15 protein-coding genes are annotated in these 18,148 nt (G+C 68.8%); 7 read left to right on the top strand and 8 right to left on the bottom strand.

Translation table 11 applies throughout. From position 1 onward, the window contains the following. Window positions 1–32 precede the first annotated feature (32 nt). Window positions 33–3,167: a discoidin domain-containing protein gene (locus tag AC1DGC_RS01495; protein ID WP_259203547.1), complete on the top strand. Its 3,135-nt coding sequence runs from the start codon at window positions 33–35 to the stop codon at window positions 3,165–3,167. 53 nt (window positions 3,168–3,220) lie between these two features. Further along, the gene (locus AC1DGC_RS01490; protein WP_394162696.1) at window positions 3,221–4,096 is read left to right on the top strand and encodes an endonuclease/exonuclease/phosphatase family protein; all 876 of its coding nucleotides are present in this window, start codon (window positions 3,221–3,223) and stop codon (window positions 4,094–4,096) included. A gap of 78 nt (window positions 4,097–4,174) precedes the next feature. Here the strand turns inward: AC1DGC_RS01490 and AC1DGC_RS01485 are convergent, their stop codons facing one another. Next, the gene (locus AC1DGC_RS01485; RefSeq protein ID WP_449335898.1) at window positions 4,175–4,621 is read right to left on the bottom strand and encodes a hypothetical protein; all 447 of its coding nucleotides are present in this window, start codon (window positions 4,619–4,621) and stop codon (window positions 4,175–4,177) included. A 60-nt stretch (window positions 4,622–4,681) separates the two neighbouring features. Beyond that, window positions 4,682–8,161 (bottom strand): Rne/Rng family ribonuclease, encoded by a 3,480-nt coding sequence (locus AC1DGC_RS01480; protein ID WP_478047074.1) that lies wholly within the window; start codon window positions 8,159–8,161, stop codon window positions 4,682–4,684. A 407-nt stretch (window positions 8,162–8,568) separates the two neighbouring features. Between AC1DGC_RS01480 and AC1DGC_RS01475 the strand changes: the two genes are divergently transcribed. After that, window positions 8,569–9,546, top strand: a complete 978-nt coding sequence (locus AC1DGC_RS01475) for an RluA family pseudouridine synthase (RefSeq protein WP_478047073.1) — start codon at window positions 8,569–8,571, stop codon at window positions 9,544–9,546. A gap of 42 nt (window positions 9,547–9,588) precedes the next feature. On the opposite strand, the gene zupT is transcribed toward AC1DGC_RS01475, so the two are convergent. The 3 genes from zupT to AC1DGC_RS01460 all read right to left on the bottom strand — a co-directional run bounded on the left by zupT (window position 9,589) and on the right by AC1DGC_RS01460 (window position 11,250). Beyond that, window positions 9,589–10,398, bottom strand: coding sequence for a zinc transporter ZupT (gene zupT, locus AC1DGC_RS01470; protein WP_259203357.1), 810 nt, complete (start codon window positions 10,396–10,398; stop codon window positions 9,589–9,591). Window positions 10,399–10,487: 89 nt separating this feature from the next. Continuing rightward, a complete protein-coding gene (locus tag AC1DGC_RS01465) occupies window positions 10,488–10,904 on the bottom strand; it encodes an energy transducer TonB (RefSeq protein ID WP_259203356.1) in 417 nt (138 codons plus the stop codon). Between the two features lie 4 nt (window positions 10,905–10,908). Beyond that, window positions 10,909–11,250 (bottom strand): 4a-hydroxytetrahydrobiopterin dehydratase, encoded by a 342-nt coding sequence (locus AC1DGC_RS01460; protein WP_259203355.1) that lies wholly within the window; start codon window positions 11,248–11,250, stop codon window positions 10,909–10,911. A gap of 102 nt (window positions 11,251–11,352) precedes the next feature. Here AC1DGC_RS01460 and AC1DGC_RS01455 point away from each other — a divergent pair, with 102 nt between their 5' ends. After that, entirely contained in the window at window positions 11,353–11,952 is a 600-nt protein-coding gene (locus AC1DGC_RS01455; protein ID WP_478047072.1) for an NfuA family Fe-S biogenesis protein, read from the top strand. A 9-nt stretch (window positions 11,953–11,961) separates the two neighbouring features. Continuing rightward, on the top strand, window positions 11,962–13,677 hold the full coding sequence (locus AC1DGC_RS01450; protein WP_478047071.1) for a hypothetical protein: 1,716 nt from the start codon (window positions 11,962–11,964) through the stop codon (window positions 13,675–13,677). 22 nt (window positions 13,678–13,699) lie between these two features. Here the strand turns inward: AC1DGC_RS01450 and AC1DGC_RS01445 are convergent, their stop codons facing one another. After that, window positions 13,700–14,140: a barstar family protein gene (locus AC1DGC_RS01445; protein ID WP_394162565.1), complete on the bottom strand. Its 441-nt coding sequence runs from the start codon at window positions 14,138–14,140 to the stop codon at window positions 13,700–13,702. Continuing rightward, entirely contained in the window at window positions 14,137–14,598 is a 462-nt protein-coding gene (locus tag AC1DGC_RS01440) for a guanyl-specific ribonuclease (RefSeq protein ID WP_478047070.1), read from the bottom strand. The genes AC1DGC_RS01445 and AC1DGC_RS01440 overlap by 4 nt, the downstream gene beginning before the upstream one ends. 246 nt (window positions 14,599–14,844) lie before the next feature. Here AC1DGC_RS01440 and AC1DGC_RS01435 point away from each other — a divergent pair, with 246 nt between their 5' ends. Beyond that, window positions 14,845–15,456 carry a superoxide dismutase gene (locus AC1DGC_RS01435; protein WP_259203346.1) on the top strand — a complete coding sequence of 204 codons (612 nt, stop codon included), beginning with the start codon at window positions 14,845–14,847 and terminating at the stop codon, window positions 15,454–15,456. A gap of 103 nt (window positions 15,457–15,559) precedes the next feature. Here the strand turns inward: AC1DGC_RS01435 and AC1DGC_RS01430 are convergent, their stop codons facing one another. Continuing rightward, window positions 15,560–16,411, bottom strand: coding sequence for an endonuclease/exonuclease/phosphatase family protein (locus AC1DGC_RS01430; protein ID WP_394162569.1), 852 nt, complete (start codon window positions 16,409–16,411; stop codon window positions 15,560–15,562). 174 nt (window positions 16,412–16,585) lie between these two features. Between AC1DGC_RS01430 and AC1DGC_RS01425 the strand changes: the two genes are divergently transcribed. Beyond that, complete coding sequence (locus tag AC1DGC_RS01425; RefSeq protein ID WP_259203341.1) at window positions 16,586–18,148, top strand: POT-type proton-dependent oligopeptide transporter; 1,563 nt, start codon at window positions 16,586–16,588, stop codon at window positions 18,146–18,148.

Genomic DNA, 18,148 nt, shown 5'->3' with positions numbered 1-18,148 from the left:
CGGTGGGTCTGGGTCTTGGGCTGATGTGGTCGATGGCGGCCCCGGCCGCCGCGCCGGCACCGTTGCCGGCACCGAAGGTGCTGGACAGCTTCGACGACATGGCGCCCTGGAAACTGGTGGTGTCCGACCAGGTCAGCGGCTCGCTGCGCAGCGTGATCGGCAGTGGCGGCGGGCGCGCGCTGTGCGTGGACTACGACTTCCACGACGTCTCCGGGTACGTGGGCATCCGCCGCGAGCTGGGCATCGAGTACCCGGCCAATTACCAGTTCGGCCTGCAGCTGCGCGGCGACTCGCCGGCCAACGACCTGCAGTTCAAGCTGATCGACGCCAGCGGCGACAACGTATGGTGGGTCAACCGGCCCGGCTACACCTTCCCCAAGGCCTGGAGCAGCGTGCAGTACCGCGCGCGCCAGATCGAGAAGGCCTGGGGGCCGTCGAAGGAAACCTCGCTCGCCCGCAGCGCCGCGATTGAATTCACGATCTACAGCAAGGTCGGGGGCAAGGGCACGGTGTGCTTCGACCGCCTGACCCTGCAGGGCCTGCCGCCGATGGATACCTCGGCGTTGACGCCGTCGGTGATCGCCGACACCGCCCCCGCGCTGCAGAGCCGCATTGCCGATGGCAAGCCGGACACGGTGTGGATCAGTGGCGGCGTGGCCGAGCAGACCATCAGCCTGGACCTGCACAAGGTGCGCGAGTTCGGCGGTGCGGTGATCCAGTGGTTGCCGGGGCTGGAAGCCACCCGTTACGTGGTGCGCACCTCCCAGGACGGGCGCAGCTGGAAGGAAGTGCGCGAGGTGGTCGGCGGTGGCGGAGACCGCGACTGGCTGGCGTTGCCCGATACCGAGGCACGCTACCTGCGTTTCGACCTGAAGGGCGGGCCGAGCTGGCGTTACGGCATCCGTGACATCAGCCTCAAGCCGCTCGATTTCGCCGATACCCCCAACGATTTCATCCGCTCGGTCGGTGCCGACCTGCCGCGCGGTTCGGTGCCCCGTGGCTTCAGTGGCGAACAGCCGTACTGGACGCTGCTGGGCCTGGACGGCGGGCGCGAACAGGCCCTGATCGGCGAAGACGGCGCGCTGGAAGTGGCCAAGGCCAGCTTCAGTGTCGAGCCGTTCGTGCAGGTCGATGGCAAGAAGCTGCTGAGCTGGGCCGACGTGACCAGCACGCAGTCGCTGCAGGACGACTACCTGCCGATCGCCAGCGTCGACTGGGCCCACGACAAGGCCGCGCTGCGGGTGACCGGCTTCGTGCAGGGCACGCCCGACAAGGCCCAGCTGATCGGCCGCTACACCCTGCGCAACCCGGACAAGGTGGCCCACGAGTACACCCTGGCCCTGGCCGTGCGGCCCTGGCAGGTCAACCCACCGACCCAGTTCCTCAACACCGTGGGCGGCGTGAGCCGCATCGACAACCTGTCGGTGGACGCCACCGACGTCGAGGTCAACGGCACGCCGCGCCTGTACCCGGCGCAGGCCCCGGATGCCACCTTCGCCACCACCTTCGACGGCAAGCTGGACGTGGTGCACCTGGCCAGCGGCAAGCTGCCGGGCACCACCGAAGTGCGCGACCCCACCGGCCTGGCGTCCGGCGCGCTGCTGTACCGCTGGAAGCTGGAGCCGGGCCAGAGCCGCGAGATCGCGGTGGTGCTGCCGCAGACCGGCAGCTGGACCATGCCCAAGGACTTCGACGCCGCCAAGGCGCAGCAGGCCGTGGCCTCGATGTGGCGGACCAAGCTGGACCAGGTCAGCCTGCAGCTCCCGGCGGCCGGCAAGCCGTTGGCCGATACCCTGCGCACCGCGCTGGCACACATGCTGATCTCGCGGATCGGGCCAAGCATCCAGCCGGGCACGCGCTCCTATTCTCGCAGCTGGATCCGCGATGGCGCGATGATCTCCGAGGGCCTGTTGCGCATGGGCCGCAGCGATGCGGTGCGCGAGTACGTCACCTGGTACGCCCCGCATCAGTTCGAGAACGGCAAGGTGCCGTGCTGCGTCGACCCGCGCGGCAGCGACCCGGTGCCGGAGAACGACAGCCACGGCGAGCTGATCTTCAACATCGCCGAGTACTGGCGTTACACCGGCGACAGCACCTTCCTGGAACTGATGTGGCCGCACGTGCAGGGCGCCTATGGCTACATGGAACGGTTGCGGCTCAGCGAGCGCACCGAGGAGAACCGTGCGCGCAACCCGGCCTTCTACGGGATGATGCCGGTGTCGATCAGCCACGAGGGCTACTCGGCCAAGCCGATGCACTCGTACTGGGACAACTTCTGGGCATTGCGCGGCTACAAGGACGCCGCGGTGATCGCCAGCACGCTGGGCAAGGTCGACGCGCTGCAGATCAGCGAGTCGCGCGACCAGTTCCGTGACGACCTGCAGGCCTCGTTGCTGGCCGCCGTGCAGCTGCACAAGATCGACTACCTGCCCGGTGCTGCCGAGCTGGGTGATTTCGACGCCACCTCCACCACCATCGCGCTGGCCCCCGGTGGCGAGCAGGGCCGCCTGCCGCAGCCGTACCTGGACAACACCTTCGAGCGCTACTGGAAGCAGTTCGAAGAGCGTCGCGACGGCAAGCGCGAGTGGAAGGATTACACCCCCTACGAGTGGCGCAACGTGGCCGCGTTCGTGCGCCTGGGCTGGCGCGACCGCGCCTGGCAGGCCACCGAGTTCTTCTTCAAGGATCGCGCGCCGCAGGCCTGGAACCAGTGGGCCGAAGTGGTCTCGCACACGCCGCGCAAGCCGTTCTTCGTCGGCGACCTGCCGCATGCCTGGGTGGCCTCGGACTTCGTGCGCTCGGCGCTGGACATGTTCGCCTACAACCGCGATGTCGACGACAGCCTGGTGCTGGCCGCCGGCGTGCCGACGCGCTGGCTGGACGGCAAGGGCGTGGCGATCAAGGGCCTGCGCACCCCCAACGGCCAGCTCAGCTATGCGCTGAGCCGCAGCGACAAGCAGCTGGTACTGGAGGTCTCGGCCGGGTTGGTGCCACCGCACGGCGGGGTGATCCTGCCGTGGCCCTACAGTGGCGAGCCGGGCGAGACCCGGGTCAATGGCGAACCGGCGCAATGGCTCAACGGTGAGCTGCGCATCACCCAGGTGCCGGCCAAGGTCGAGATCGAGGTGCCGTCGGCGGTCCGTCGCGCAGAGCGCAAGGCCCCGTAATGTCGACCGCGTCCCCGCCTGCACGCCTGCGTCGTGCCTTTGTCCATGGCGTGCTGCTGGCTTCGCTGCTGGCAGGCGCGGCGCACGCGGCCGGGCAGGCCGCTGCGGCGGTCACGCCTGCGCCGCCGTCGGCCGTGGCCAGCGCCGCCCCGGGCATGAGCATGGTCACCTTCAACCTGCACCACGACCGCGAGGACTGGCCGGCACGGCGCAAGGTGATCCTGCGCGAACTGCTGGCGCTGCGCCCGGATGCGATCGCGCTGCAGGAAGTGATCCAGAAGCCCCATGTGCGCAACCAGGCCGCGTGGCTGGCGCGCAAGCTGGGCTACGACTACCAGTTCGTCTCCACCGATCCGCCGGGCCGCTTCAAGCGTTACGGCAACGCCCTGCTGACCCGGCGCCCGGTGCTGGCGCGCAACGAGCACCTGCTGGCCCCGCGCGGCGACTACCGCACCGTGGCGCACCTGCGCATCGACGTCGACGGCCAGCCGGTCAACGTGTATGCCACCCACCTCAACGAACGCTCGGACGACAGCGGCAGCCGCATCCGAGGCGAGCAGGTGGCCGACCTGCTGGCGTTCATCGCCAGCACCGCCGGCACCGCGCCGGTGGTGATCGCCGGCGACTTCAACGCGCTGGTCGATGCCGGTGACCTGAGCGCGCTGCGCAACCAGTACGGTGACAGTTTCGGCAGCGTGCACGTCAACAACGAACTGGCCCAGGTCAGTACGCTCAACCGGCACTACTACGACGCGCCGTCGCGCATCGACCACATCTTCTTCCAGCAGGACCGGCTGCTCGCACGCGAGGCCAAAATCCTGTTCGACCAGCCCTACGCCGACGGCCGCTGGGCCTCGGACCACTACGGCGTATGGACGCGCCTGCAGTTCGCGCCCAGCCCGGGCAGCCCGGCTGCCACCACGCCCTGAGCCGCTCCTGCGGCAGCGCCAGCGCCAGCGCCACGCTATGCGCGGCGAACCTGCGCCGGAAGCGCGCGACCGGCCCCGTTACGGAATCGCGTGCTCGCTGATCTTCTCCCAGGTCACGCCATCGCGGGTGCGCCAGGTGCCGCCCGTGGCGCAGCAGCCTCCCGCACCCACCGCCATGCGCCCCAGCACCGCGATCACCGTGCCGTCTTCGTGGCGCATTGACTGTCGATCGCAACTGCTGAAAAACGGGTAGGGCGGCGGTGCCAGCACCTCGGTGAGGGTGACGGCCTGTTCGGCGCCGCGCGTGACCCGGAACACCTTGCAGTCCTGCACCAGCAGTTCAACGTCCACACCCGCGAGCCGACCCACGAAGAGATCCTCCGGCGCGGCATCGCGCACCCGGATGGCCGCGTCACTGAGTGGCGCAGGGGCGGGCTGGCAGGCCGACAGCACCGCCAGCATCGCGATGCACGGCATGAGGCGGGCGTGTCGATCCATGCGCCGAGCATGCCACAGCCACGCCATGCCCCACATGCAGACAGCGGCCCGAAGGCCGCTGTCTGGTACTACGTGACGCGTGGCGGATCAGGCCTTGTCGTTCTTGTCCTGATCCTGCTTGGCGTCTTCATCGGTCTGCGCGACATCGGTGGGGATGTCCTCGCGCGCCTCGGCCTGCGCCGCGTGGGCGGCGGCATCGGTGCTGGCCGGGGCGTCGCTGGCGGCGCTGCCGAACAGCTGGCCGCTGTGCACCACCGGGGCAGCCGGAGCGGCTTCGACGCGTGCCACCGGCGCTGCCGGTGCCACCTTCTCCGGCGCGGCCGGGATCGGGTCGACCGCATCGAGCATGCTCGACTGGACCGGACGGGCCTGCTGGCCTGCATCGGTGGCCACCGGTGCCGCGTCGACCACCGGGGCGGCGTCGACAGCCTTCGGGGTTTCCACGACCGGGGCAGCTTCGACGGCCTTCGGGGCTTCCACCACCGGAGCGGCTTCGACAGCCTTCGGGGTTTCCACGACCGGGGCAGCTTCGGCAGCCTTCGGGGTTTCCACGACCGGGGCAGCTTCGGCAGCCTTCGGGGTTTCCACGACCGGGGCGGCTTCGACAGCCTTCGGGGCTTCCACCACCGGAGCGGCTTCGACAGCCTTCGGGGTTTCAACCACCGGGGCGGCTTCGACAGCCTTCGGGGTTTCCACCACCGGGGCGGCTTCGACAGCCTTCGGCGATTGCACGACCGGGGCGGCTTCGACGGCCTTCGGCGTCGCGACCACGGCCGGCGCCGGCGTCGGCGATTCCACGAACGGCACGCGGTCGGTGTAGGACGGCGTGGCGGCTTCCGCGGCCGGGCTGGCCTCGGCGTGACCGGCGGTCACCACCGGGCTGCTGACCACTGCCAGCGGCGCGGCGGCGGCGACGGCAGCCACCGGGGCCGGGCGCGGGGCCTGGACCGGTGCGGCAGCCGGCGCGGAGCCGGTTTCATCGTCGAATTCAAACTCCGGCTGCGGCTGGCCGTTGTTGGCCACGGCACGCTCGGCCTGGACGGCATTGCCACCGTCCTGCTCGCCGTCCTGCTCGTCGGACTCATCGTCCAGACCGTTGTCATCGCTCAGCCCATCGCCGCCGGCAGCGGCGTCACCGTTGCCGCGACGACGACGACGGCCACCGCGACGGCCGCGACGGCGACGCGAGCCGCCTTCGCCATTGGCGTCGTCGCCGTTGCCCGGGGCATCGGTCTGCTCGCCGGTATCGGCGGCCAGCACTGCCTCATCGCCAGCGACCGCGGCAGTCGCTGCGTCGTTGTCCAGCGTCGGTGCCTTCGGCGCCACTGCCTCGGCAACGCCGACGGCAGCAGCGGCGACCACGGCCGCGTCGGTGACCGGTGCGGTGTTGACCGGCTTGGGCGCGTCGGCCTGCGGTTGGCGGGCCGGCTTCTCGCTGGCGGCCGGCTTGTCGCCGTCTGCCTGCTGCGGCTTGCCCTGCGGCGGATTCTGCTTCTGCTTCAACTTCGGCTGCTGCTGCTCATTGCGCGGCGGCTTGGGCTGCTGCTCACCGCGTGGCTTGCCCTGGCCCGGTGCCTGCACCTGGGCGGCGTTGCCGGCCACCGGTGCGGCCACGTCCTGGCGACGCTCGTCGCGGCGCTCGTTCTTGCCGCCACGTTCGCCACGCTCACCGCGGTCCTTGTTGCCACGACCCTGGCCCTGGCCTTGGCTCTGGCCGTTGCCGCCGCGCTCACCGCGCTCGTCACGACGACCGTTGCGGTCCTTGTTGCGATCCTTGTTGCGGTTGTTGCGGTTGCCATCCTGGGCCGGGCGGGCGCTCGGCTGCGGTGCGGCGGCCGGGGCCGGTTCGCCACCGAAGATGCGCTTGAGCCAGCCGACCACGCCAGTGGCGGCCGGGGCGGCCACCACGACAGGCGCGACCGGCGCCGGTGCGGCTTCGGGTTCCGGAACGTCGCGCACCGGAGCGGGCTGGCTGTGCTTGACCTGGGTCACCACCGGGGCGACCGGGATGTTCAGCTGGGCCTTGGTCAGGGCGTGCACCGGCAGCTTGCGCGGCGTGCCGCGCTGGTAGCTCGGCTTGCCGCTTTCTTCGCCCAGCTCGTTCTCGCGCAGGCGGGTCACTTCGTAGTGCGGGGTGTGCAGCTGCTCGTCGGCGACGATCACGATCGGCGCGTCATGGCGCTGTTCGATCTCGCGCAGCGCGCTGCGCTTCTCGTTGAGCAGGTAGTTGGCGATCTCGACCGGGGCCTGGACCAGCACCTGCCCGGTGTTCTCCTTCATCGCATGCTCTTCGGCCACGCGGATGATCGACAGCGACAGCGACTCCACGCTGCGCATGCGGCCATGGCCGTCGCAACGCGGGCACACGATCTGGCTGGATTCGCCCAGGCTCGGACGCAGGCGCTGGCGGCTCATTTCCATCAGGCCGAAGCGCGAGATGCGGCCCAACTGCACGCGCGCACGGTCGTACTTGAGCGCGTTCTGCAGGCGGTTCTCGACTTCACGCTGGTGCTTGTTGGAGGCCATGTCGATGAAATCGATGACCACCAGGCCGCCCAAGTCGCGCAGGCGCAGCTGGCGGGCCACTTCTTCGGCCGCTTCCAGGTTGGTCTGGAAGGCGGTGTCCTCGATGTCGCTGCCCTTGGTGGCGCGCGAGGAGTTGACGTCGATGGCGGTCAGCGCTTCGGTCTGGTCGACCACGATCGAGCCGCCCGACGGCAGGCGCACGTTGCGCTCATACGCGCCTTCGATCTGCGATTCGATCTGGAAGCGGTTGAACAGCGGGATGTCGTCGGTGTAGTGCTTGAGCTTGCGCAGGGTCTGCGGCATCACCTGCTGCATGAACTCGCGGGCGGTGTCGTACAGCTCCTGGGTATCGACCAGGATCTCGCCGACATCCGAGCGCAGGTAGTCACGCAGGGCACGCACGATCAGGCGCGACTCCTGGTAGATCAGGAACGCGGCCGGCTTGGTCAGCGCCGCTTCGGCGATCGACTTCCACACCTGCAGCAGGTAATCCAGGTCCCACTGCAGTTCTTCGGCATCGCGGCCGACGCCGGCGGTGCGGATGATCACGCCCATGTCGTCGGGGATGTTCAGCTTGTCCAGCGCTTCCTTCAGCGCGGCGCGGTCTTCGCCCTCGATGCGACGCGACACGCCACCGGCGGTGGGCGAGTTCGGCATCAGCACCATGTAGCGGCCAGCCAGGGAGATGAACGTGGTCAGGGCGGCGCCCTTGTTGCCACGCTCTTCCTTGTCCACCTGGACCACCACTTCCTGGCCCTCGCGCAACAGCTCGCGGATGCCGGCCTTGTTCGGGTCGACGCCAGCCTGGAAGTAATCGCGGGAGATTTCCTTCAGCGGCAGGAAGCCGTGGCGGTCGGCCCCGTACTCGACGAAGGCCGCTTCCAGCGACGGCTCAAGGCGCGTGATGCGGCCCTTGTAGATGTTCGACTTCTTCTGTTCCTTGGACGGCTGTTCGATGTCGATGTCGTACAGCGTCTGGCCATCCACGATGGCTACCCGCAGCTCTTCAGCCTGCGTGGCATTGATCAGCATTCGCTTCATTCTTGCGTTCCTCGCGCGCTGCTACCGCGCGGAACGCCATGGGGTTTCGCTTCTGGTCACGCTTCGACGCCCATCGCGCAGGCGCGGGGAGGGCGGCTTGGGTTTCCAGCGCTACGACACCACGGCAGGCCGCGGGAGCGCTTCATTTTGTTTTGGTTTGGGTGTAACGGGCCGGAGGCAGCTGTCAGACAGGCTGGAGCGCCACAGGGACATGTTTTTTCAGCACAGACGCTTGTCAGGCATCCGGCGATGGCCGGGACCGCCGGTGAGCCGCTAACATGGCCGCCCCGGGGGCGGTGGCTGCGCACTGTGCCGGAATCGCGGGAAGTCGGGCTTCTGGCCCAGAGCAACTTCCAACGAAATCAATCCCTTATCTCGCCCGCCGAGTGTAACAGAATAAAAGGCCAATGACCGTTACCGAGCCCACCCCCAAAGCCGCTGAAGCCATGACCAGCGTACGTATCATCACTGTCCCGGCCGATCGCGCCGGGCAACGCCTGGACAACTTCCTGCTCGGCCAGCTCAAGGGTGCACCGCGCAGCCTGATCTACAAGCTGGTGCGCAGCGGCCAGGTGCGGGTCAACGGCGGCCGCGCCAAGGCCGAGCGCAAGCTCGAGCCGGGCGACGAGGTGCGGGTGCCGCCGGTTCGTCTCACTGAGGAAGGAGACAAGGCCGGCCCGCCCGCCGCGTTCATGAAGCGTCTGGAAGATGCCATCGTGTTCGAGGACGATCGGCTGCTGGCGCTGAACAAGCCATCGGGCGTGGCCAGCCACGGGGGCAGCGGGATCAGCTTCGGCGCCATCGAGACCCTGCGTGCGCTGCGCCCGGGCAAGACCCTGGAGTTGGTGCACCGCCTGGACCGCGATACCTCCGGCCTGTTGATCGTGGCCAAGAAGCGCTCGGCCTTGAGTGAGCTGCAGGCGCTGCTGCGTGAAGACCACGGCGCCGGCATCCGCAAGCGCTACCTGACCCTGCTGGTCGGGCGGATGCCCGACGGCACCATGACCGTGGATGCCCCGCTGCACGTGGGGCTGCGCCAGGGGGGCGAGCGCCATGTCCAGGTCAACCCGATCGGCAAGGCGTCGATCAGCCACTTCAGCGTGCTGGAGCGCAAGGGCGGCCATTCCTACTGCGAGGTGCGTATCGAAACCGGGCGCACCCACCAGATCCGCGTGCATGCCCAGCACCTGGGCCATCCGGTGGCCGCTGATGACAAGTACGGCGATCCGGACGTCAACAAGCGGCTGCGCGAGCAGATCGGGCTCAAGCGCCTGTTCCTGCATGCGGCCACGCTGGAGTTCGCCCTGGATGACGGTCGCACCCCGTACCTGCTCAACGCGCCGCTGGCCGATGAACTGGTCGAGGTCCTCAACCGCCTGAAGTAACCGCGCCCGGTCCTGCCGGCCGGCGCCAGCGCCGGTTCCGGCTCACCATTTGAACAGCACCAGGCTGATCGCCAGGCTGCCCATCCCCGCCACCAGCCCGTACACGGTCTCGTGGCCCTTGGCGTAACGCTTGGCCGCCGGCAGCAGTTCGTCCAGGGCCAGGAACACCATCACCCCGGAGATCAGGCCGAACACCCAGCCGAAGGTGGCGTGGTTGAGCATGCCCGACAGGGCGAAATAGCCGATCGCCGCGCCGATCGGCTCGGCCAGGCCGGATAGCAGGCTGGCCCCGAATGCGTACCCTTTGTTCTGCGTGGCGAAATACACCGGCACCGCGATCGCGATGCCCTCGGGGATGTTGTGGATGGCGATCGCGAAGGCCAGCGGCATGCCCACCGCCGGGCTTTCCAGGGTGGCGAAGAAGGTGGCCAGGCCCTCGGGGAAGTTGTGCGCGGTGATCGCGATCGCGGTCAGCATGCCGACCCGCTTGATGTAGGCCTTGTTGTTGTCGCGGAACAGCGGGTCCTGCTTGTCCAGGCTCTCGTGCGGGTTGGGCACCAGGTGGTCGATCACCACGATCAGCAGTACCCCGACCAGGAACGCGGCCGTGCCGTAGGCGAACCCCAGCCGGGCGTCGTAGGCCTGGGTGAACGAATCGATCGCCTTGTTGAGGATCTCGGTCAGCGAGACGAACACCATCGCGCCGCCGGCGAAGGCCAGGCCGAACGCCAGCAGGCGAGGATTGGGGCGGCGCGAGAACAGCACCATCAGGCTGCCCAGGCCCGTGGCCAGGCCGGCGGCCAGGGTCACGCCGAGGGCGACCCAGACGTGTTCAGCGGATATGTCGAGCATGTGCCACAGCGTCCTTGTAGAAGTGCAACGCGCCCCGGGTGGGGCGCGCGAAGGCGAGGCTGGCTGCGGCTGACCTCAATACAGGGGCATCAACCGCCGCGGCGGAGCCGCTCTTCGACCGCGAAGCACTCGTCCGGCTTGGGCTGCGGCGGATTGAAGCTCACCGGCACCTGGATGGTGGTGGACACGGTCTGACCATTGCGGGTAGCGGCCTTGAACTCCCAGCCTTCCACCGCCTTGCGGGCCTGCTCGTCGAGCTGGGCATTGCCGCTGCCGCTCACCTGCGCCACCTGGCTGGGCTTGCCGGTGGCGGCGATCACCACCTTGAACGTGCTGGTGCCGCCGATGCCCTGGCAGGCCAGTTCGATCGGGTACTGCGGCGGCGGAGTCTTCACCGCGGCCACGTCGGTGGGCGCGGCCACCGGCGCCTCGGGGGCGGCGGGTTGGTTGCAGCCGCTCAAGGCGGCGAGGGCGATGCTGGACAATACGAGGGTCTGCAGTTTCATGGGGTCACTCCGTCAGGGCCGAAGCCTTGGCTGCACAGATGAAGTCGTTTTCGCTCAGGCCGCCCACGTCGTGGGTGGAGAAGCGCACCACGGCACGGTCGTAATGCACGCCCAGGTCGGGGTGGTGGTCCTCGCGATGGGCCACCCAGGCCAGGGCGTTCACGAAGGCCATGGTCCGGTGGTAGTCCTGGAAGCGGAAGGTGCGGGTGAGCGCCTGGCCGTGCTCGGCCAGCTCCCAGCCCGGGACCTGCGCCAGCAGCTCGGCTACCCGGGCCTCGCCGAGCTTGTGGTCGCTGCCCTTGCGCGGTACGCAACGGGCCTGTGCCAGCGGAATCCGGTCGGCCATGAAATCCTCCACTCCCTTTCTTCTTGCAAGATGCCTGAACGATGCGCCGGCCAGTGTATAAACCGAATGAGCGCATAACATGTGATTGGCTAGAATAGCCCGATGATCCAGATATCCGACACTGCCCAGACCTATTTCCGCAAGCTGATCGAGCGTGAGGGCGTGCCCGGCATGGGCGTGCGTCTCAGCGCCGTCGATGCGGGCACCCCGCGCGCCGATGCCCGCCTGGAGTTCGCCGAGCCCGCCGAACTGCTCGGTGACGAGTGGGCGGTGGACTGCGACGGCTTCACCCTGTACGTCGATGCGCCCAGCGTCGGCTGGCTCGACGGGGCCGACATCGACATCGTCAGCAATGCCGCCGGCGGCCAGCAGCTGACCATCAAGGCGCCCAAGATCAAGGGCGAAGCGCCCGGTGACGCGTCTTCGCTGGTCGAGCGCGTGCGCTGGGTCGTGGAAAACGAAGTGAACCCGCAGCTGGCCTCGCATGGCGGCAAGGTTGCCGTGCAGGAAGTCTCGGCCGACGGCGTGGTGCTGCTGCGCTTCGGCGGCGGCTGCCAGGGCTGCGGCATGGCCGATGTAACCCTCAAGCAGGGCATCGAGAAGACCCTGATGGGGCGTGTTCCCGGCATCACCGCGGTACGCGACGCGACCGACCACGACAGTGGCAACGCGCCGTACATCCCGCGCGGCACGACCGCCTGATCGCGCTGCGTGCCACTGCGCCGGGCTGACGACATCCTCGCTTGGCTGCTGGCTCGCCAGCCGGACAAGCGCATCCTCGAAAAAACCACGGGCCTCCCCTACGGGTGGGGCCTGTGGCTGCGCGCGTTGACCCCCTTGCCGCGTCCGTTCCGCTCCAGCGAGGTCATCGCCACGCTGATCGATCGCCCGTTGCCCGGGTCGCCTGGCCGGCTGCCGCAGCTGGGGTTCCTGCAGTCGGTGCGGCGCCTGCTGTGGCAGGGATGGGACCCGGCACCGCGTGACCAGCGCTGGATGCGCTGGAGCTCGGCGGCCCTCAGCCTGCTGCTGCACGTGGTGTTTGCCGCCTTGCTGTTGTGGGTGGCGCTGATCCGTCCGCCAACCGAGCCGGAGCAGGGTGGGGAAAGTGGGCGCATGCAGGTCGAGCTGGTCGGCCGCGGCACCCCGCAGGAGGACGGCGGTGGCGAGCCCGCGCCGGCCGCCGCCGCTGCCCCGACCGCGGCCAGCGCACCGCCCCGTCCGCCCACCCCCACCGCCGAGCGTCCCACCGCCGTGGCCACCGCGCCGCAGCCCCGTGCCGAGGCCGCACCGCCAAGCGAGCCGCAGCCGGCGCCGGCGACCCCGCCGGTGGAGCAGCCGGTGCAGGCCACCGAAGTGGCCGAGGCCACCACCGATTTCGTGGTGCCCCCGACCAGCGTGCCGCGCACCGAGGTGCGGGTGGTGCCGCGCCAGGTGCAGGACGTGCAGGTCATCGAGCGCCAGGTCACCGTGGTCGATGCGCCGACACCGCGTCCCAGCACACCGACGCCGCGCCCGCTGGACCCGCAGCTGCGCACGCCGCAGCTGGCGGTGCGCGAGCGCGAAGTGAGCGTGGTCGAGGCGCCGGCTACCCAGGTGACGGTGCCCGGGCCGCGCGTCGAGGTGACGGTGCCGCAGCGCGACCTGCAGGTGCGCGAGCGTGAGATCCAGCCGGTGACCGCGCCGTCGGTAGCGATGGCCAGCGTGCCGCAGCGCGAGGTCAGCGTGGCCCCCCGCACACCGCAGGTGGCCGTCCGCGAGCGCAGCGTGCCCACGCCGGCCGATCGTCCGGCGCCGGTGGCGTCCGCGGCCAGCGCGGCGACCGCAACGGCGACCGCGCCCGCTGCCAGCCGGGCGCCGTCACCCAGTACGGCCCGCGCCGCGGCGCCCGCCGCCCGTCCGGCGGTGAACCCCGGCGATTGGGCCACGCCCACGCGTGGCGACGACTGGGGCGCGGCCAACCATCCGCAGGATGCCGACCTCAACGGGCGCGCGGTCAGTGCCACCGGCAAGAGCGGCGGCAGCCTGTTCAATGCCGACGGCAGCGTGCGCGTGCCCGGCCAGGACGGCAAGGGCGACACCGAACGCGGCGCGCCGGGCGGTGACAAGGATGGCTGGACCAAGGAGCGCATCGCGCAATCGGGGACCTGGCTCAAGCGTCCGCCCTACGACTACACGCCGACGTCGTTCGACAAGTACTGGGCGCCCAACGAATCGTTGCTGGCCGAGTGGGTCCGCAAGGGCATCAAGGCGGTGGAAATCCCGATCCCGGGCACCAGCTCGTCCATTTCCTGCGTGGTCTCGATCCTGCAGTTCGGTGGCGGCTGCGGCCTGAGCGACCCGAACATGCAGGATCAGCCGGCCGTCGCGCGGCCGCCGCCGGACATCCCGTTCAAGAAAGAACTGCAGGAAGACAACGGCAGCCGCTGAAGCAGCCACGCATGGCGTGGCGTTAGGGCTCGGCGCCCGCTTCCGTGTCTGCATCCTGCAGGGCGACGAACGCCCAGAACGGCACGTTGCTCTCGCTCCAGTAGCCGCTGGCGTCGTCGAGCACATCCAGCAACGTGTCGAAGTCGGCGCCGGCATGCGCGCGCAGCGCATCGGCATCGTTGAAGAACAGCGCATAGCCGTTGGCCGGCAACCAGGCCAGGTCGCGCAGGTTGTCGGTGAGTGCATCCCAGTTGCCCCCGAAGCCGGTCGGGAAATCCAGGCGCGCTGCCAGCCGCATCAGCAGGGTGCGCTTGTCCTGGCAGCCGTCCAGGTCGATCTGCACCACGCGCAGGCCGGCATCGCGCATCGCCGCCGACAACGGACCGACGTCGCCATTGCCGATCGCATACACGCCGGCATTGTTGATGTCGTGCAGGCCCAACTCGAATCCATCATGGTTCATTTCCAGCTCCCGGCCGGTGGTACGTCAAAACTGCGGAAGGTTTCGTAGTGGTCGTCGGTGTAGAACCAGCCGGTGGGCGGAGTGCCACCGGTGACGATGCGACGCGCACCGCGGTTGCCGGCACCCGGGGTGTCGACGGTGTACTCGTGGTAGTAGCCGCGCGGGCGCGGCGGCAGGCGCTGCTCGCGGTTGCCGAAGACGCTGCCGTCCTGGCGGTGCGGGAACGGGCCGCCCTGCTGGATCAGCGCGATGGTGCGCCGGGCCTCGGCCGGCAGGAACGCCGGCAGGGCCTGCCGCGCAGGCGCGGGGCCGTCGTCCGGAACCGTAGCGGCCGGTGGCGTGGCGCCGGTCAGCGACGGGGCGAACTGGGGCGGAGGCGGGCGCTGCGAAAATTTGATCGCGGCCAGGCCGCCGATCAGCAGCACGATGGCGACCAGCAACAGCAGGGGCTTGCGCATGGGCAGGGACGGGCAGGGGACAGGCCACTACTGTAGCGTCAACCACGTTCGCGACGATGAGGCGCAGCGCAACAGCGGCGGATGCGCGGCAGCGTCGCCGTCACCGCTGCATCACATCGCCTGCACAGCTGCATGCGCAGGACCAAGTTTCCTTTACATGGCCCTTGGTAAGCTTGCCGGCCATCCCCATCATCGTCAGCGCAACGCCCGGTCTTCGCCGGGTGAGTGAGCTACCAGGAGAACCACATGGCCTACACCCTCCCCAAGCTGTCCTACGCCTACGACGCCCTTGAGCCGCATATCGACGCGGCCACGATGGAAATCCATCACACCAAGCACCACCAGACCTACATCAACAACGTCAACGCTGCGCTGGAAGGCACCGAATACGCCGACCTGCCGATCGAAGAGCTGGTGAAGAAGACCAAGTCGCTGCCGGAGAACCTGCAGGGCCCGGTGCGCAACAACGGTGGCGGCCACGCCAACCACAGCCTGTTCTGGACGGTCATGTCGCCCAACGGCGGCGGCGCGCCGGTCGGCGATGTCGGCAAGGCGATCGAATCGCAGCTGGGCGGCGTGGAGAAGTTCAAGGAAGCCTTCACCAAGGCTGCGCTGACTCGCTTCGGCAGCGGCTGGGCCTGGCTGAGCGTGACCCCGGACAAGAAGATCGTGGTGGAAAGCAGCGCCAACCAGGACAGCCCGCTGATGGACGGCAATACCCCGATCCTGGCGCTGGACGTGTGGGAACACGCCTATTACCTGAAGTACCAGAACCGTCGCCCGGAATACATCGGCGCGTTCTTCAACGTGGTCGACTGGAACGAAGTCGAGCGTCGTTACCAGGCGGCCATCGCCTGAGCGATCCTGCCGGGTAGGTAAGCCGACGGCCAGGCAGCAATGCCTGGCCGTCGTCGTTTCCGTCGTCGTGTGTGCCAGCGTGGTCCGACGCGCGCCCCGCAGGTCAGGGCGCGCTGACCGGCGCGGGCGACTGCAGCCGCAGCGTGGCCATGACGCCCAGGCGCAGCGGGCCGGCCTCGGTGCCGCCGGTGTCTGGCGGCGGCAGCTTGAGTGCCTGCTGGCCGAGCCCGTCGAAATGCTTGACCTGGAAGAGCACGTCCAGGCCATGCCCGCGTGCGCTGCCGGCCACCGACGGCGGATCCACCCGCTCGCCGGGATTGCGCCGGGCCGGCTGGAACCCCGGCGCGCTGCTGACCAGTTCGGCGGTGTCGGCGGAGAAGTCGCCGGCGATCAGCGAGGGCAGGCCTTCGGCGGTGGCACCGATCCAGGTCATCAGGTCGCTCGCCTGGTGGCGGCGCACCTGCGGCTCGTCCGGGTCCGGGCGCAGCCGCGCCACGTAGATGTTGACCAGTTCTTCCTTCAGCTTCACCCGCAGCATCCCCGCCGCGCTGTACTGGCCCGGCGGATGCAGCAGGGTAACGCCGTCCTCGCTGACCGGCAGCCGGGTCAGCATGGCACTGCCACGCCGCAGGGGCTGGCTGGGCGGATCGGCGGTGACGAAGTCGCAGCTGTAGCGCAGCCGGGTGGCCAGCCAGCACGCCGGGTTGCGCCCCTGCGCCTGCAGTACCCGCTGCACCGCGATCACGTCCGGCTGCAGGGCTTCCAGCATCTGCAGCACCTGATCGCGGCGCTGCTCCCACTGGCCTTCGTCCAGGGTGGGCAGCTCCAGGGTGGCCACCGTGAGCAGCCGCTCGCCGGCCTCGTCCTGACGCGCATGGGCCTGTGCGACCGTGGTGGCCAGCAGCAACAGCAGCAGCCAGCCGGGGCAACGTCCTGTAACAGCAGGGGGAATCATGCGCATAACGATAAGTTTACGCTTTGGCCGTCGACGCTTCGTGACTTCCGTTGCGATCTGTTGCGATCGCCTGCCATGTTCGGCGAGTGCTGTCACGTAGGGCCGCAGCGTGCGCCGGTGGGCCCCCTTCCGGTAAGCTCGCACCCTTTCGTATTTGCAGGACAGCCCCATAGGATGAGCACGATCGCAGCCGCCAGCGCAGGCAAGGGAAAGATGCCGCGCCAGATTCCGTACATCATTGGCAACGAGGCCTGCGAGCGGTTCAGTTTCTATGGGATGCGCAACATCCTGGTGCAGTTCCTGATCACCTCGCTGCTGCTGCAGGAGATCACCGCCGAAGGCCGTGCCGGCGAGGCCAAGGACATCATGCACAGCTTCATGATCGGCGTGTATTTCTTCCCGCTGCTCGGTGGCTGGCTGGCCGATAAGTTCTTCGGCAAGTACCACACCATCCTCTGGTTCAGCCTGATCTACTGCGCCGGCCACGCCTGCCTGGCCGTGTTCGAAGACAGCCGCCAGGGCTTTTTCCTGGGCCTGGGCCTGATCGCGCTCGGTGCCGGTGGCATCAAGCCGCTGGTGGCTTCGTTCATGGGTGACCAGTTCGACCAGAGCAACAAGCACCTGGCCAAGGTCGTGTTCGACGCGTTCTACTGGATCATCAACTTCGGCTCGTTGTTCGCCTCCCTGCTGATCCCGCTGGCCCTGAAGAACCTGGGCCCGCAGTGGGCGTTCGGCATCCCCGGCATCCTGATGTTCGTGGCCACCTTCGTGTTCTGGCTGGGCCGCAAGCGTTACGTGCTGGTGCCGCTGCCGCCGAAGGACCCGCATTCGTTCGGCAATGTGGTGCGCACCGCACTGTCGGCGCAGGTGCCGGGCAAGGGCCGCCCTGGCCGTACCCTGGCCATCCTTGGTGCGGTGCTGGCGGTGGCCTCGATGGGCCTGGTCGGCAGCCTCGGCATCGTGATCTGCCTGTGCATCGCGCTGGTGCTGCTGTTGGCCGGTATCGGCGGTGGCACCTGGATCCAGCTGGATCGCGCCCGCGCCGTGCACCCGGCCGAGGCGGTCGAGGGCGTGCGCTCGGTGCTGCGCGTGCTGGTGATCTTCGCCCTGACCACGCCGTTCTTCTCGCTGTTCGACCAGAAAGCCTCCACCTGGGTGCTGCAGGGCCAGCAGATGGCCATGCCGAGCTGGTTCACCGCCTCGCAGATGCAGGCGCTCAACCCGCTGCTGGTGATGCTGCTCATCCCGTTCAACAACCTGGTGCTGTACCCGGCGCTGCGCCGCTTCGGTTTCGAGCCCACCGCGCTGCGCCGGATGACCGCCGGTATCGCCTTCAGCGGCCTGGCCTGGATCGTGGTCGGTGGCATCCAGGTGATGATGGACGGCGGCAACGTCATGTCCATCTTCTGGCAGATGCTGCCCTACGCGCTGCTGACCTTCGGCGAGGTGCTGGTCTCGGCCACCGGCCTGGAGTTTGCCTACAGCCAGGCCCCGCAGGCCATGAAGGGCGTGGTGATGAGCTTCTGGAACCTGACCACCACCATCGGCAACCTGTGGGTGCTGCTGTCCAACGCGGCGGTGCGCAACGACACGGTGACCCACAAGATCGCCAGTACCGGCCTGAGTGAGGCGGCGTTCCTGATGTTCTTCTTCGCCGGGTTCGCCTTCGTGGCGGCGTTGGCCTTCGGTTGGTATGCCAGGCGCTATCGTATGGTCGACAACTACCGTACGGCCTGA

It is taken from the genome of Stenotrophomonas sp. 05N37, assembly GCF_056397365.1.
Note: the sequence above shows the minus strand (reverse complement) of the source record. Positions and strands in the feature narration are given on the sequence as shown.